This window comes from Spiribacter pallidus, from assembly GCF_040838495.1.
Lineage (GTDB): Bacteria > Pseudomonadota > Gammaproteobacteria > Nitrococcales > Nitrococcaceae > Spiribacter > Spiribacter pallidus.
Genome location: NZ_JBAKFM010000001.1, coordinates 64,715 through 78,823, shown reverse-complemented (window position 1 = coordinate 78,823; position 14,109 = coordinate 64,715). Strand labels below are relative to the sequence as shown.

The 14,109-nt window shown below is 63.9% G+C and carries 14 protein-coding genes; 4 read left to right on the top strand and 10 right to left on the bottom strand.

The window, feature by feature from the left end; all coding sequences use genetic code 11:
* Positions 1–72: 72 nt before the first annotated feature.
* Positions 73–1,917, top strand: a complete 1,845-nt coding sequence (locus V6X73_RS00380; RefSeq protein ID WP_367958303.1) for an ABC transporter transmembrane domain-containing protein — start codon at positions 73–75, stop codon at positions 1,915–1,917.
* Here V6X73_RS00380 and V6X73_RS00375 read toward each other — a convergent pair.
* From V6X73_RS00375 to V6X73_RS00345, 7 genes are all read right to left on the bottom strand, one after another.
* The gene (locus V6X73_RS00375; protein WP_367958304.1) at positions 1,844–2,971 is read right to left on the bottom strand and encodes a lycopene cyclase family protein; all 1,128 of its coding nucleotides are present in this window, start codon (positions 2,969–2,971) and stop codon (positions 1,844–1,846) included. The two genes, V6X73_RS00380 and V6X73_RS00375, sit on opposite strands and share 74 nt — an antisense overlap.
* The gene (locus V6X73_RS00370) at positions 2,968–3,801 is read right to left on the bottom strand and encodes a phytoene/squalene synthase family protein (RefSeq protein WP_367958305.1); all 834 of its coding nucleotides are present in this window, start codon (positions 3,799–3,801) and stop codon (positions 2,968–2,970) included. Before V6X73_RS00370 ends, V6X73_RS00375 begins: the two co-directional genes overlap by 4 nt.
* Positions 3,798–5,282 carry a phytoene desaturase family protein gene (gene crtI, locus V6X73_RS00365; RefSeq protein ID WP_367958306.1) on the bottom strand — a complete coding sequence of 495 codons (1,485 nt, stop codon included), beginning with the start codon at positions 5,280–5,282 and terminating at the stop codon, positions 3,798–3,800. The genes V6X73_RS00370 and crtI overlap by 4 nt, the downstream gene beginning before the upstream one ends.
* Entirely contained in the window at positions 5,279–6,226 is a 948-nt protein-coding gene (locus V6X73_RS00360; protein WP_367991035.1) for a polyprenyl synthetase family protein, read from the bottom strand. Before V6X73_RS00360 ends, crtI begins: the two co-directional genes overlap by 4 nt.
* 105 nt (positions 6,227–6,331) lie before the next feature.
* A complete protein-coding gene (locus V6X73_RS00355) occupies positions 6,332–7,087 on the bottom strand; it encodes a bacteriorhodopsin-like (RefSeq protein ID WP_367958308.1) in 756 nt (251 codons plus the stop codon).
* Between the two features lie 223 nt (positions 7,088–7,310).
* A complete protein-coding gene (locus tag V6X73_RS00350) occupies positions 7,311–8,540 on the bottom strand; it encodes a YeeE/YedE family protein (protein WP_367958309.1) in 1,230 nt (409 codons plus the stop codon).
* A 13-nt stretch (positions 8,541–8,553) separates the two neighbouring features.
* A complete protein-coding gene (locus V6X73_RS00345; RefSeq protein ID WP_367958310.1) occupies positions 8,554–9,483 on the bottom strand; it encodes a sulfurtransferase in 930 nt (309 codons plus the stop codon).
* Positions 9,484–9,598: 115 nt separating this feature from the next.
* Between V6X73_RS00345 and V6X73_RS00340 the strand changes: the two genes are divergently transcribed.
* Entirely contained in the window at positions 9,599–10,516 is a 918-nt protein-coding gene (locus V6X73_RS00340) for a hypothetical protein (protein WP_367958311.1), read from the top strand.
* An 8-nt stretch (positions 10,517–10,524) separates the two neighbouring features.
* Here V6X73_RS00340 and V6X73_RS00335 read toward each other — a convergent pair whose 3' ends face one another.
* On the bottom strand, positions 10,525–10,836 hold the full coding sequence (locus V6X73_RS00335) for a P-II family nitrogen regulator (RefSeq protein WP_367958312.1): 312 nt from the start codon (positions 10,834–10,836) through the stop codon (positions 10,525–10,527).
* Positions 10,837–10,839: 3 nt separating this feature from the next.
* Positions 10,840–11,820: a sodium-dependent bicarbonate transport family permease gene (locus V6X73_RS00330; protein ID WP_367958313.1), complete on the bottom strand. Its 981-nt coding sequence runs from the start codon at positions 11,818–11,820 to the stop codon at positions 10,840–10,842.
* Between the two features lie 64 nt (positions 11,821–11,884).
* Here V6X73_RS00330 and V6X73_RS00325 point away from each other — a divergent pair, with 64 nt between their 5' ends.
* A complete protein-coding gene (locus V6X73_RS00325; protein WP_367958314.1) occupies positions 11,885–12,277 on the top strand; it encodes a DUF423 domain-containing protein in 393 nt (130 codons plus the stop codon).
* An 11-nt stretch (positions 12,278–12,288) separates the two neighbouring features.
* Here V6X73_RS00325 and V6X73_RS00320 read toward each other — a convergent pair whose 3' ends face one another.
* Positions 12,289–13,167 (bottom strand): Brp/Blh family beta-carotene 15,15'-dioxygenase, encoded by an 879-nt coding sequence (locus V6X73_RS00320; protein ID WP_367958315.1) that lies wholly within the window; start codon positions 13,165–13,167, stop codon positions 12,289–12,291.
* Between the two features lie 163 nt (positions 13,168–13,330).
* Here V6X73_RS00320 and V6X73_RS00315 point away from each other — a divergent pair, with 163 nt between their 5' ends.
* Positions 13,331–14,020 carry a GntR family transcriptional regulator gene (locus tag V6X73_RS00315; RefSeq protein ID WP_367958316.1) on the top strand — a complete coding sequence of 230 codons (690 nt, stop codon included), beginning with the start codon at positions 13,331–13,333 and terminating at the stop codon, positions 14,018–14,020.
* Positions 14,021–14,109: the final 89 nt, after the last annotated feature.

Below are 14,109 nucleotides of genomic sequence, written 5' to 3'. Positions count from 1 at the left end.
AAGGATGATGAGCATCCACGTTTTTTTACTTCAGCGATTGGGCATCAGGGCCTCGACCGGTACATTGTGTGGATGCGCCAATCGAGTCCTGCAACCCAACGTCCCCCGGCCCGCGATCGACGTCTGCGCGGACTGCTGCGGCTGGCCGGCTATCTCAAACCGTACTGGCGCCAGGCCCTGGTCGCTGCCGTTGCCCTGATCGTCGCCGCCGCCGGCGTGCTGGCAATCGGTCAGGGCTTGCGCCTGGTGATTGATCAAGGGTTTGCCAACGGGACCGCCGCGGCGCTGGACCGGGCACTGCTACTGACTGCCGGTGTGGTGCTGGTGCTGGCGGTGGCATCGGCGATGCGCTTTTACTGGGTGATGTGGCTGGGTGAGCGGATGGCGGCTGATCTGCGCCAGGATGTGTTCAATCGGCTGGTCGCGCTCGAGCCCGGTTTTTACGCACGTAATGGCACCGCCGAGATCCAGTCGCGCATGACAACCGATACCGCCCTTTTGCAGAGTGTGCTTGGCTCCACCTTTTCCATGGCGCTGCGCAACAGTCTGCTTCTGACCGGCACACTGGTGATGCTGGTGGTCACAAGTCCCGGGCTGACCGGGCTGGTCATTGTTGGCATTCCCCTGGTGGTTGCGCCGATGCTCATCTATGGACGCCGGGTCCGCCGCCTTTCGAGGCTGAGCCAGGACCGGATTGCCGATGTGGGCAGCTACGCCAGCGAGACCCTCGGCGGTATCGAGACCGTCCAGGCCTTCGTTCACGAGCCGATCGACCGTGGTGTGTTCCGTGAACGGGTTGAATCGGCCTTTGCCATCGGGGTGCAACGTATCCGCCAGCGCGCCGGGCTCAATGCCGTGGCGCTGTTGCTCGCCTTCGGTGGCGTGGCCTTTGTGTTATGGCGTGGCGGACATGCGGTGCTTGCCGGGACGATGACCGCCGGTGAGCTCTCCGCCTTTATCTTCTACGCAGTCCTCGCCGCCGGAGCCGTCGGCGTGCTCTCGGAGGTGGCCGGCGAGTTGTTTCGGGCCTCCGGCGCGGCGGAGCGACTGTTTGAGCTGCTGGATACCGAACCGGCCATTCGCCCACCCGACGAGCCGCAGCCGCTGAGTGATCCGATCCGCGGTGAGGTGAAGTTGCAGGATGTGGGGTTTTGCTATCCCAACCGCGAAGATCAACCCGCTCTACAGGGGCTTGATCTGCAGGTCCGCTGCGGCGAGACCCTTGCCCTGGTGGGGCCTTCCGGGGCGGGCAAGAGCACGTTGATGGCGCTGCTTTTGCGATTCTACGACCCGAGTGCCGGTCGCATTCTGTTTGACGGTGTCGACCTGCGTGACCTTGATCCGCAGTCGTTGCGCCGTTGCATGGCGCTTGTGGCCCAGACACCGGTGCTCTTTACAGGAACCGTCCGCGAGAACATCCGCTTCGGCGATCCGGATGCCAGCCCGGCGATGATCGAGTCGGTGGCCGAGGCCGCCCACTGTCGTGAGTTTGTCGATGCGCTACCGCAGGGACTGGATACCGATATCGGGCCGGCCGGTGTGCAGCTATCCGGTGGCCAGCGTCAGCGCATCGCCATTGCCCGGGCGCTGCTGAGGGATCCGGCGCTGTTGTTACTCGATGAGGCGACGAGCAGCCTGGATGCCGAAAGCGAGCAACAGGTCCAGGCCGCGCTTGGCCATCTCATGGCGGGCCGGACCAGCATTGTCATCGCCCATCGCCTGGCAACGGTCCGTGATGCCGACCGCATCGCGGTGCTCGATCATGGCTGCCTGCGGGCGATCGGGACCCACGATCAGCTGCTGGCACGGGACCGTCTGTATGCCCATCTGGCGGCGCTGCAGTTCAACGACGGTCGCGACGCAGACCATGGCGAATTGCCGCGGCCAGCAGCGGGCCCGGCGGCAGGGCACGCATAACGCGCATCAGGTCACGGTGTTCCGGGATCCCGGCCAGAAACCGGATCAATGCCTCCGGCGGGGTTCGGCGGAAAAGCGCTGCAAAGCGATCCGGCGCCTGCTCCGGGGTCTGCCAGAGTGATTCGAGAAAGACACCATCCAGCCAGTCCAAAAGCCGGCGGCGTCGAGGTGGCTGAAGGGGGTGGCCTTCCAGCAGGCAGCGGGCCGCATCGTCCGCCCAGCGCTGGATGGCGTGAAAGGCATAGCCGGTGGCCGGTCGCATGCTGCCACCCGCGGTACCAATCCGCATCCAGCGATCACGGTTGTACGGGGCAATGGGAGCCATGGGCAGATGCCCGGTTTCGCGTCGCACGATCCGGGCGTTCCCGAGGCCGCGGGCCTGGAGGTGGGTCTCGAGGCAGGCCTCCATTTCCTCCGCCGGCGGTGGTGACGGGGTAAACCGCGTCCACTCCAGCAGATGCTGCCCGGTCTGGATGGGGAGTTCGTAGACAAACTCCGCAACCGCATCGCTGTCTCCGGTAAAGTCCATCAGCCCGACGGTTTCGCTGCCATCCAGCGAGGGATGCGATAGCTCCCAGCCGACAAAGCTCTGCCACACCCAGGGCCGGGCCAACTTAAGCGATGCGGGGCGGCTGTCGAGGACCTGATCGGCCATGAGGGTCTGGCCGTTATCCAGTGCCAGCGCCCAGCCATGGGCCTGTCGGGTGGCCTCGATCAGTCGGCCTGGGACCCACTGCCAGTCCGAGCGGCGCTCAACGGTCTCAAGTGCGCGCTTCTGGACATCGCCGGCACGGAGCATTTCGTATGGATAGCGCTCGCTGCCCCGGACAATGGATGCCGGCCCGCTGCTGACCCGCCATCGTGACCATTGCCTTGTGACCCGATCGCTGAAGGGATGGTCTTTGGTTCGCCAGCCGCACCAGGTGCGGTCATCGGTGGGCAGCGAGCGTGGCTCGATGATCAGGATCGTGCCGGGGTACATCCGGCCAAGCCGGGTGGCAAGACTCATGGCGGCGGCCCCGAATCCAATCAGGGCGATATCCCAGCGACTCATGCGCTATGCCGTGGTCTCCCGGCAACCAGGCCGCCGACGGCCTGCACCGCCAGTGTGGCTCGCTCCCGGGCGGTCAGCGATACCCGACCGCGCCAGTATTCGCAGCCCTGCTCAACCACGCGCAGGCCGATTGCCCGGTAGAGCTGGGTTGCTACCCGGATCGCCTGACGGTTGCGGAAAGGGATCAGGCCGAGGCCCGACTCGCCGATTGCATATTGGGTCTCTGCCAGTTCGACAACGCGCCGGATGGCGCCTCGGACCGGTTCGCGATGGATAGGCCGTGCCGCGGCGATGGTCGCTGGCGAGAGATCACCAAGCCACTCACCGGGCAGATATCGACGGCCCTGTTCGGCGTCCTCCTGGACGTCGCGGGCAATGTTGGTGAGCTGCATGGCGGTCCCCAGAGCGATGGCCGCCTCACGGCCCTTGGCCGGATCGGCGCCAAGCAACGGGCACATGAGTTCGCCAACGGTGCCTGCCACCGTATAGCAATAATCCAGCAGCTCTGCCTCATCGGCGATCAGGCGATCGTCGGCCGACTCCTGCAGTGCGTTGGCGGCCAGCACCCGCAACGGCGCCAGGTCCAGGTCCCGGCGGTGGACCATTTCGGCGAAACCATCCACCGGGATCGCCTCCGGGGTCTTTGCCTCCAGGGCCCGGAGCAGGGGTTGTATCCGATCACCGGCGTTGTCGTGCTCGTCGGCCAGGTCATCAATCAGCCGGCAAACCGCGTAGAGCGTTGCAATGTCGCGGGCGTCTTCGGGTCGTAGCAACCGGCTGGCGGTGTAGAAGCTGCTGCCATGACGGGCGAGAACTTCGCGTGGGGTCATGCAGCCGGCTCCGCCGCGGTCGAGTCGATCAGACGGTCGAGGACCCGGGCGCTGGAGAGGACACCGGGCAGACCGGCACCCGGGTGTGTGCCGGCGCCAACCAGATAGAGGTTGTCCAGGCCCTCGGCGCGGTTGTGGAAACGAAACCAGGCGGATTGTCGAAAAAGCGGCGCGATGCTGAAACCGGTCCCGTGGACGCTCTGGTAGTTTTCGCGGAAATGCTCGGGTGTCATGTGAAAAGCCGAGCGCACATGAGCGCTCAGCCCCGGCATGATCGAGCGTTCCAGGGCTTCGATGATGCGGCGCTGCAGTCGCGGTCCTTCCTGCGCCCAGTCAATGTCTCCCAAAAGGTTGGGGACGGGAGCGAGCACGTAGTAGCTGTCATGCCCGGATGGGGCAAAGCCCGGGTCGGTGGCCGTGGGGCGATGCAGGTACAGCGAGAAATCGTCGGACAGGACTTTGCGGTCGAATATGTCGTGCAGCAGTTCCTTGTAGCGCTCGCCCAGCCAGATCGTGTGATGGGCGAGCTCCGGGTACTGCCGGTCCGTGCCGAAATAGAGGACGAAAAGCCCCATTGACGGGGCCGCGATGCGCCGCTTGATGCCGGCCACGACCGGTGGGTTGTCCATCAGCTCGCCGTACAAATGCATCGGGTCCATGTTCGAGACCACCACGTCGGGTGTGATCTGCCGGCCATCATCCAGGTCGATTGATGAAATCCGTCGGCCTGTCCGGCCCAATCGGGTCACCGATCGACCGTTTTCGACCACTACCCCCTGGCGTTCCAGCAATCCCGCCATCGCGTCCACCAGCGCGCCGGTTCCGCCCATGGCAAAGTGAACGCCCCATTCGCGCTCGAGGTAGTGGATCAGGCCATAGATGCAGGTGGTGTCAAACGGGTTGCCGCCCACCAGCAGGGGCTGTAATGACAACGCCCGACGAAGATAGGGGTGCTGGATGTGCCGGGCGACCATGCTGTAGACACTGCGGTCAAACCGCAGCCGCAGCAGTCGCGGGGCCTGCCGGATCATAAACCCGGCGCGATGGAAGGGCTGATCGCCCAATTCGCGAAAGCCGATCTCAAAAAGCTCGCGTGACTCCGACAGAAGCCCGTGATAGCCCGCTACATCATCGGGATTGAATCGGGCGATCTCGGACTCCATACGCTCCATGTCCGGGGCGTAATCAAACTGCGATTCATCGGGAAAACGAAACCGGTACCAGGGATCGAGGGGCCTGAGCTCGAGATGGTCGGTCAGCGACTCGCCGAAGAGCTCGAATAATTCGGTAAAAAGCCAGGGCGCTGTGAGAACCGTCGGGCCGGCGTCGTGGCGGTAGCCGCCGCGCTCAAAGACCTGCGCGCGCCCACCCAGGCGGGGGCAGCGGTCGATGATCTGCACGCTATAGCCCCGGGCACGCAACCGCAGCGCCGCGGCAATGCCGCCGAATCCACCCCCGAGAACCGCAGCGGTGGCGCTCACTGCGGGAGACTGCCGTCGATGCGGCGGGCGCTCCGGTCGGCTTTCTCCTGTAGCTGGCGAAGGAGCGTGCCGACGGCCGCCCGCAGGGGCATGGGCAGCTTCCGGTGACAGGTCTGTGCCCGGTTCACGGCCGCCCGCACGTGGGTCAGGCAGCGGCGGTGGGTCAGGCTGCGGTCATCGGGGCGGGCGATGCTTTGGTGGTGCCACCAGGCATGCAGGGCATGCAGCGACTGGTGCTCAATCCCCTCGTGACTGCCGCCAAGATCATCCAGGTCGTCGAGGATCTGGTAGGCCAGGCCGATGGCCTCAGCCAGCTGGTGGCAGGTCGTGCCGTCGAACCCTTTCTGGCGGGTCGCCGATTGGCCCACGCCCAGCGCCAGTTCGATGAACGGCGCGGTCTTTCCTCGGGTGGCCGCGAGGTACTGGCGGCGGTTGAAATCAGAATGGTCAACGGCGGCAAGCTCGATACTCTGTCCACCGATCACCCGGTTGCTCAACGTGGCCATGTCGGCGGTCAGACGCACGGCGTGGTCGCGGTCCTGCAGCCCGGCGGCGGTCGCAAAGGCAGTGGTGAGCAGAAGATCGCCGGCGCACAGTGCGATGTTGTCGCCATAACGCGCCCGGACTGTCTGGCATCCGCGGCGAAAGAGGTCGCGATCGCTGATGTCATCGTGGATAAGCGATGCGTTATGCAGTAGCTCACAGGCAGCGGTGGCCTGGATGCTGTCGTGTTCGTTGAGTGAAACCCGGGCACTTGCCAGCGCCAGATGGGCCCGCATCCGCTGGCCGCCGGTGCTCAGGTGATAGAGCGCGGCATCGCGGGCCGGTGTTGGGGTTTCTTGCTGAAGCCGTTCGACCATGTACCGGTCGACATCGGCGATATTCGGTGAGTCGGCAACCCGGCCGGATTCCTGCATTGGTCTGGAGACATGCGTCGTCGCCACTGGGGTCACCATTCTGGCTGATCAGGCATGAGCCCGCCGGACAGTGCCGGCGGGCCATACCCGGTTTTTCGGCTGGTTAAGCCAATCGGTCGTGACCGATTGGGCTTAGCTGTTGCCCTCGGCCTCCGACTTGCGCATGGCAATCGTGAGGATGAGGATGCCGAAGACCGCCTTCGCGACGATATCCGCAATGGTGTAGCCCACCTCGACAGCCGTGACGGCGGCACCGCCGGTCAGGCCGATCAGCGGGAAGAGGTAGACCAGCGGATAGAACAGCCAGGAGACCACGACAAGCGTTGCGGCGCCGTTGATCAGGCCCCGAACGTTCTCGGGCTGCTTGCTGATCGATCCCTTCAGGCCCACCACCAGCTGGTAGACAATGTAGATGAACGGAATCATCGACAGCACCCAGAAGGTGAACCGCGTGCCGGCGTCTTCGGACACCTCGCCCGGGTAACCGAGGACGATCATCAGCGCGGCAGCACCGCCCAGAGTGACGCTCTTCGAGACGGTCTCGCTCTTCGACAGACGCATCACGAGGATGAGCTCGACGAGCAGCAGCGGCACGGTCAGCAGCCAGTCGACATAGCGATAGGCCTGGTTGAAGGGATAGCCGGTGACCTCGAGGGTACCGCCCACAGCCGAGAAAGCGGCCTCCCATGAGAGCATGATCTGCAGGTAATGGTAGGCGGCAATTGCCGTCACCAGACCTGAGATGGTGATCGCCATGCGATACGCCGGTGCCACGTGACTGCGGGAAAACCACAGAAACAGCGTGGCGGCGGCCATAACCGCCAGACCGAACGAGAACGCATTCTGTACGAATGTGTACTGACCAAGACTGAGAGTCGACAGATCCATCGGTTCGTCCTCCGTTTAAAACTGACGAAAAACTACGCTTCGCCGCAGGGCAGGTCAATATAATTTTGCACTGCAATGGTGCGAAATGACCAAGCATTGAGCCGCGTCATGTTTTATCCTCACTGGCAGGGACAGCCGGAGGCGCCATGCGTTTCTTCATTATCGCCACAACGACACTCATCCTGCTTGCAGGATGCAGCGGCATTCCCATTGTGCCCGGCATCTAACCCCGGGTGGATGTACGGTTCAAAAAACCCATCACCCGCCAAGTCGCCCAGAGGCCGGCAAGGCAGAAAAACGCAAATACCCACCCGGACAGAGCCGCTGCCATGATCCCCGACAGCAGCGTGCCGACGGTGCAACCCAGCGCCGTCATCGCCCCCCAACCCATGAGGATGCCGCCGGCGAGGTGTCGGGCGCTTTTGCCAAAGGGGGCGGGCTGGAGCCCGAACTGGCCCGCCGTTAGTGCCGCTGCAAGCGATGCCATGACCAATCCGACAATGAATGCGCCATTGGTCGATAACAGCCCGGCCTTGATGATGGTGGCACAACCCGAAAACCCATCGAGTCCCTGCAATCGTGCCGGTATCAGCTCGGCGTGGTTGCCGAGCGTTCGGGCAATGCTGCCCAGCTCGGCGGTCACACCCAGCGGTGCCACGCGCAGGTAGGCGGCCACCGCCAGCGCACCAATCAGCAAACCTCCAACATAGGTCGGCCAGCGTTCCGCGAGGACTTTTTGCGCAACACCGCCATTATCGAGTGACTCATCCACCGGGGCCGCCGGTTGGCGGCGGCGGTGGCCGATCATCAGCACAACCGCCAGCCCGCCCAGTCCCGATAGCTGAACCAGGACCGATCCGCCGTATCCCAGATGGGCGGGCAGCCACAGCACAGGGGCCTGATCGATGCCGGCGAGGTAGAGGTGGTTCCAGCTCAAAAACCCGAGCCCGAACCCGATCAGCACGCCAATCAGCGCGATGACCGACGCGACGGCGCCTTCGCCCAGGCGGTAGAGGTGGGCACTGATGCATGAGCCGGATAGCGCCATCCCGGCGCCAAAAACCAGTGCCGCCACGGCAAGGACCCAACTCACCGGGCCGATGTGTGCATCCGGTGGTAGCCGGCCGCCCCCTGGGTCGGGCAGAAAAAGCCCGAAGACCAGATGATAGCCCAGGGTGCCGACGGCCAGCGCCGCGACAATCCCCAGCAATCCGCGGGCATCGCGATGGTCGAGAAAATCACGAGTGACGCAGAAAAAGCAAAACCGCGAGCGCTGCAGACACAAACCGAATCCGGCGCCCAGTAACAACGACAGGGCAAGGGTGCTGTCACCCATGCCCGCCAATCGCCACGCCCCTGCGATGAGTGCCAGTGCAACAGCCACGGCGACCGTCTGCGAGATAAAACCGCCCCGGCGATGCGCCGGGGCGGTGTTGATAGCCGCGTAGGTCATGGCCGCGGCGGGTTTATTGCCCGCCCCAGACCGTGCCGGCCAGGTTGGTGACGGGCACCCCGACCGAGTTGCCGTACTCGGTCCACGAGCCGTCGTAGTTCTTCACCTCGTAGCCAAGGATCTTCGACAGCGCGAACCAGGTGTGGCTCGAGCGCTCGCCGATCCGGCAGTAGGTGATCACCGGTTTGCTGCCGTCCACACCGGCCTCGGCATAGATAGCGCGCAGTTCTTCGGCCGATTTGAACGTCCCGTCCTCGTCCACTGCATTCGACCAGCCGACGTTGACAGCGCCCGGAATGTGGCCGGCCCGGACCGAGAGTTCATCCACGCCCTCCGGCGCAATGATGCGGCCCTCGTACTCGGCGGCGGAGCGGATGTCGACAAGCTGCGCTGACGGGTCGCTGCTGCTGGCGATCTCGACAACCTCGGGCAGGAATGCACGAATCGAATAATCGGCCTCGGCGACCGTGATATCGCCTGCATCGTAGCTGGTTGGCCGGATGGACAGCGGCCTTCCCTCGGCTTCCCACTTGTTACGGCCGCCATCGAGCAGGCGGACGTTGTCGACACCGTAGATGTCGAACACCCATGCCCCCCAGGCGGCAAACCAGTTGTTGCTATCACCATAAAGAACGATTTCGGTGTCACTCGAGACACCGGCATCGCGCAGCAGCTGTTCGAAACCGTCACGAGCGATGATATCGCGGCTTACCGTATCCACTAGATCGGTGTGCCAGCGAAAATTCACCGCGCCCGGGATGTGTCCACGTTCGAACTTTCCGGGGTTGACACTCACTTCGATCACGCGGACATCTTCCCGCTCTAGGTTGTCGGCCAGCCACTGGGTTGAGACCAGGGCGTCCGGGTTGGCATGGGCTAGACTGGCGCCCAGCGCCAGTGACAACGTGATGGCTAGTCGCCGGATTGGGCCTTTGATACGCATTTTGATCTCCTGATCAGCCTTGATTTTCGGTAACAGCAGTCTAGTCCGCTCCCGTTAGTTTCCAAAAGAATATTTGGGACTTTTTATATATAAATATGCGATATAGAGGTTGGTCATGCCCCCCAATGAATCAACGGTCGGTGACTGGCGCGGCGATCTTGTTGAGTCGCTTGAAGCGCGCCCGGGTGTGGCGCTGGAGGTCTCCGATGGCGGTGTAACGGTAATCCAGGAGAACACCCGAACCACCATTGAGGAGCAAACGGTTGCCGGGCGCGATGGGGGTCAGCATCGCGCGTTGCGTCTGGAGACGGTGTTGCGGGGCAACCTGGCGATGCCGGGCTCAGCCCGGACGCGGGCCTTTCAACTCAATCCGCGCAATGCCATTGGCGCTTTGACCGGATCGCCCGGTGGTCGCAGCCCGGCGCGCGAGGGGCTGTCGCTTGTCAGTCGGGTGTGTATTGACCGGGAAGTTCCCTGGCATCCGACCGGCCGCCAGCTGACTTGTCTGGTTGCCCTCGAGGCCGGGACGGCGCTCTTTGACCGACCGCCCGCGGCCAACCGTCAGCTCAACCGGGCCGGACTGGGTGTCTGGCGCAACGGGATTCAGAGCATCGCGGGCGTCGATCCGCAGGCCTGGCGGGTCACCCGTCGTTCGGCCGACAGCCTCACCGCCTTGCCCGTCGGTGAAGCGATACCCCCGGGGGCCCGTGCCTCGCTGTTTGTCGGCGCCGGAATCGCCGCCATTGGTCCAGGGTTCGAATTCGTGCTCCAGTTGCCCGGAGCAATCGATGATGCTGCCGCCCTGGCTGAGCAGTGCGAGGCCCTCAATGCGCTTGAATGCCAGGTGGCCACCGGTGCGCCCCATATCGGCGCATGGTCAGCTACCGAACAGGGCGGCTGCCGTTATCAGGTCAGGGTACCGGCGCGGTTTGGCCGGCGCCTTCCCGATCTGCCCCGCCAGCTGCTGGAGACCGCCGCCGATCGAACGACAACGGCACTTGCCCTGTTGGCGGGCGAGGACCGCGGCGGGTGATTGAGGGCTCAGAAGCGCTCTGCCCTGAGGACCTCGCAGTCCATGACGCTGACGACGCCGATATGCCGCTCGACCACGCCAAAGGCGGCATCGAGCAGCGCATCCACCCGATCGGGGCGGACGATACAGTTGACACTGACCATGCCGCCGACACGGCTTACCTGTCCTTCGCCGGACCAATGGCCGGAGCGGCCCGAGCCGCTGATGACCGGCAGCACGGTAAAACCGGTCACGCCTGCCTTGATCAGTGCCGTGCTCAGGCGCTCCTCCATGACCGCTTCGATGACAATTTCCACCCGTTTAGCCTTATGGGTCTGCATGGTTCAGCCTCCGGTCAGGGTCTGGGCCACCGCCAGGTACAGGGGGATCCCCAGGGTGAGGTTGAAAGGAAAGGTCACACCCAGTGAGAGCGTGAGATAGATTGACGGGTTGGCTTCCGGGAGGGCGACCCGCATGGCCGCTGGAACGGCGATGTAGGAGGCCGATGCCGCCAGCGTCATCAGCAACAAAACCCCCCCGGTACTCAGCCCGATCAGCAATCCTGCCCCCAGGCCGGTGACAGAACCGATCAGTGGCATGATCACGCCAAAGGCGAAGAGGCCGGGCGTGAGCACCGATCGCGCCTCGCGCAGTCCACGGCCGGCGACAAGCCCCATATCGAGCAGAAACAGGCAAAGCACCCCCTGGAAAGGCGCCACGATAAACGGCTCGATGAGCGTCAGGCCCTCGTCACCGGTGATCCAGCCGATCAAGAACGAGCCAACGAGCAGGACGATCGAGCCATTCAGCAGGATTTCGCGGATCAGGCCTTCCTCCATTTCGGCGGACGCCGGGCTGGAGCGAGCGATGATCCACAGCGCCGAGAGGATGGCCGGTGCCTCCATGACCGCGGCCACCGCGACCATGTATCCCTCGGGCGAGAGGCCGGCGGTGGTGGCCACAGAGCTGGCCGCCACAAACGTGACGATCGAAATCGAGCCATAGTGACCGGCAACCGCGGCCGCGTCGGTGACTGAAAGCCGGGTCATTCCCTTGAGCAGGGCATAGGCGATGACCGGCAGGGCGAACGAGAGCACCAGCCCCGCCAACAATGACAGTGCCAGTGTCCCGTCAACGCCGTGGGAGGCAACGCTGGCACCGCCCTTGAAGCCGATGGCAAAAAGCAGATAGATCGACAACCCCTTGGCGATGGCCTCGGGGATGGACAGATCGGAGCGCGCGAATGCGGCGATGACCCCGAGGACGAAAAACAGAATGATCGGCGATGTCAGGTTGTCCATCGCCAGCGCCAGTGTCCCTTGCATTGTTATGATATCTGCCTGTTGCGATCAAAAGATGGCAGATTACCTTAGCCTGACAGGGGTTTGCATGCGTTCTCTTCTACTCATTGCCGGTCTGCTTGGCCTGCTCTCGGTGGGGTTTGGTGCCTGGTCCGAGCACGCCCTGCGTCCGAATATCGACGCCGAGTCGTTTCGTTTTCTCATGACGGCGATTCGCTACAACCAGGTGCATGCCGTTGCCTTGCTTGCGCTTGCCCTTGGGCTGGTGTTGCCGCTAGGCACCGATGTCATCAAACGCCTGCGCATTGGTGCCTGGTTGATGGTCTGGGGCACGGTGCTCTTCAGCGTGAGCATCTACCTTGCGGTCTGGAGCGGGATGATGATCCTGACCTTCGTTACACCGGTGGGCGGCACCCTGCTCATGATCGCCTGGGCCGCGGTGGCCTGGGCGGGCTGGACCGCCTGGCGGGCCGATCGCTAGCCGCTCCGGGGTCACTCGCTCCGTCGGGGGCTGGCAATGAGCTCGAGGATCATGTGCGGCACGGTCAGCGCGGCCAGGCCAATGAAGATCACTCGCATGAGCACGGCATCGCTGGGCAGGCCGATGAGAAAGGGGACCGCCGCCAGGGCGAGGGCGTAGGTGGCGAGGGTCGTGGGGGCAACCGCGCGCAACCGCTCGCGCCAGCCATACAGCCCCAGGTCCCGCGCTGCGATTTCAAGATGGCGTGGGCTGTGTAGAAAGCACCAGTAGGCGATGAAGTACGCCAGCGGATGAAGCAGCGCGGCGGTGACCGCCAGCAGCAGTGGATCGCGCCAGTCACTGACCGACCGCTCGGGCCGCAGCGCCAGGCTGGTGGCGAGAATTAGACCCCCCATGGCGAGGACCCAGGGCCCGGTGGCGACAATTGTCACGGCCTGATCGGCCCCGAGCATTTCGAGAATCGGGGTCACTTGCGTCGGCTGCAGCGCGACCGGCAGTCCGATGATCCACAACCCATAGCCGACCCCCCCGATCCGGCCCAGCCGGTTGGCGACATCATCGCCGAAATGCACGGCCGAGTAGAGCAGGAATGCCGCAAGCGCCGCATTGGGCGCCAGCCACCATAATCCCAGCACCAGCGCGGCGAGCAGCATGTAACCGCCAAGAAACATCATCATGCGCAGCGGGTTGTCCAAATGCAGATAGCGTGTGGCCACCGCGGTGTCGAGGCTGCCATGGGGCAGGCCCAGAACCGCGGTGCTCAGGGCCAGCACCATATAAAGCGGCCACTGCCCCGGCAGCATGGAAGCCCCCATGGCCAGCACGACGCCGACGGGGAAAAGCCAGAAGGCGGGCGGATGGTTGTTCTGCGAACGGGGGGATGTGCTCATCGCCAACTCACCAACAATCAACTGTCATTGCCCAGAGCCTAGCAGCATCGATCGGTGTCAAACATTAATCCCGATCAACCCGGTTTGCGGTTTTGCTAATCTGACACGAACACCCACGGGGATCGTCGCCCCGGGGTCAGTCAGCAGGAATGGGCACCAAGCAATGACGAAGACGCGGTCAACGCCACACACCACCGCCACCGAGCGGGTCTATCGGGCGATTCGCCGGAACATCCTCGAGGGGGTCTACGACGGCGAACAGTTTCTCCGCGAAGAGGGCCTGGCCCGGGAATTCCAGATCAGTCGTACGCCCATACGCGAGGCCCTTCGGCGGCTGGTTTCCGAGGGGTGGCTCGAGCAGATTCCCCACCGGGGGGCGCGGGTTGTTGAGTGGACACGTGACGACGCCGACGAGGTGTTCGAGCTGCGGAGCATTCTCGAATCCCACGCCGTCCGCCGTGCCGCCACCCGGATGCAACCAAGCGAGATTGCCCGGCTGCGTCATTTGGTGGATGCCATGGAGTCACTGAGCAGCGCGCAGCAGAGCGAGAGCCGCGAGGATATCGCAACGCTTAACGACCAGTTTCATCAAACCATTCTGGAATCGGCTGGCAGCCCGCGGCTCCAGCGTCTGGTCAATGCCATCGTTCAAGCGCCAATGACCACACGCAGTTTTCACCGCTACAACGCCAGCGAAATGGCGCGCAGCATGACGCAGCACCGCGAAATCCTGCAGGCCATTGAAGCCGGGGATCCGGTCTGGGCCGCGGCGGTCATGCGTTCGCACATTCTCGCGGCCCGACCGGCGCATCACCGCAGCGACGCGCCGCTGGCCGAGTCGTCCCACCACTGAACTGCATACAATGCTGCACCCGCACATCGAAAAATCCGGATAAACCGGGTTAACGGCTTGCAAATTGTATCCAATAAAGAGAACCTCTC

Excerpts from the sequence above, each read along its gene's own strand:
- V6X73_RS00380 (WP_367958303.1), top strand. The coding sequence starts at position 73 with ATGCGCCAATCGAGTCCTGCAACCCAACGTCCCCCGGCCCGCGATCGA.
- V6X73_RS00375 (WP_367958304.1), bottom strand. The coding sequence starts at position 2,971 with ATGAGTCGCTGGGATATCGCCCTGATTGGATTCGGGGCCGCCGCCATG.
- V6X73_RS00370 (WP_367958305.1), bottom strand. The coding sequence starts at position 3,801 with ATGACCCCACGCGAAGTTCTCGCCCGTCATGGCAGCAGCTTCTACACC.
- V6X73_RS00355 (WP_367958308.1), bottom strand. The coding sequence starts at position 7,087 with ATGGATCTGTCGACTCTCAGTCTTGGTCAGTACACATTCGTACAGAAT.
- V6X73_RS00350 (WP_367958309.1), bottom strand. The coding sequence starts at position 8,540 with ATGACCTACGCGGCTATCAACACCGCCCCGGCGCATCGCCGGGGCGGT.
- V6X73_RS00345 (WP_367958310.1), bottom strand. The coding sequence starts at position 9,483 with ATGCGTATCAAAGGCCCAATCCGGCGACTAGCCATCACGTTGTCACTG.
- V6X73_RS00340 (WP_367958311.1), top strand. The coding sequence starts at position 9,599 with ATGCCCCCCAATGAATCAACGGTCGGTGACTGGCGCGGCGATCTTGTT.
- V6X73_RS00335 (WP_367958312.1), bottom strand. The coding sequence starts at position 10,836 with ATGCAGACCCATAAGGCTAAACGGGTGGAAATTGTCATCGAAGCGGTC.
- V6X73_RS00330 (WP_367958313.1), bottom strand. The coding sequence starts at position 11,820 with ATGCAAGGGACACTGGCGCTGGCGATGGACAACCTGACATCGCCGATC.
- V6X73_RS00325 (WP_367958314.1), top strand. The coding sequence starts at position 11,885 with ATGCGTTCTCTTCTACTCATTGCCGGTCTGCTTGGCCTGCTCTCGGTG.
- V6X73_RS00320 (WP_367958315.1), bottom strand. The coding sequence starts at position 13,167 with ATGAGCACATCCCCCCGTTCGCAGAACAACCATCCGCCCGCCTTCTGG.
- V6X73_RS00315 (WP_367958316.1), top strand. The coding sequence starts at position 13,331 with ATGACGAAGACGCGGTCAACGCCACACACCACCGCCACCGAGCGGGTC.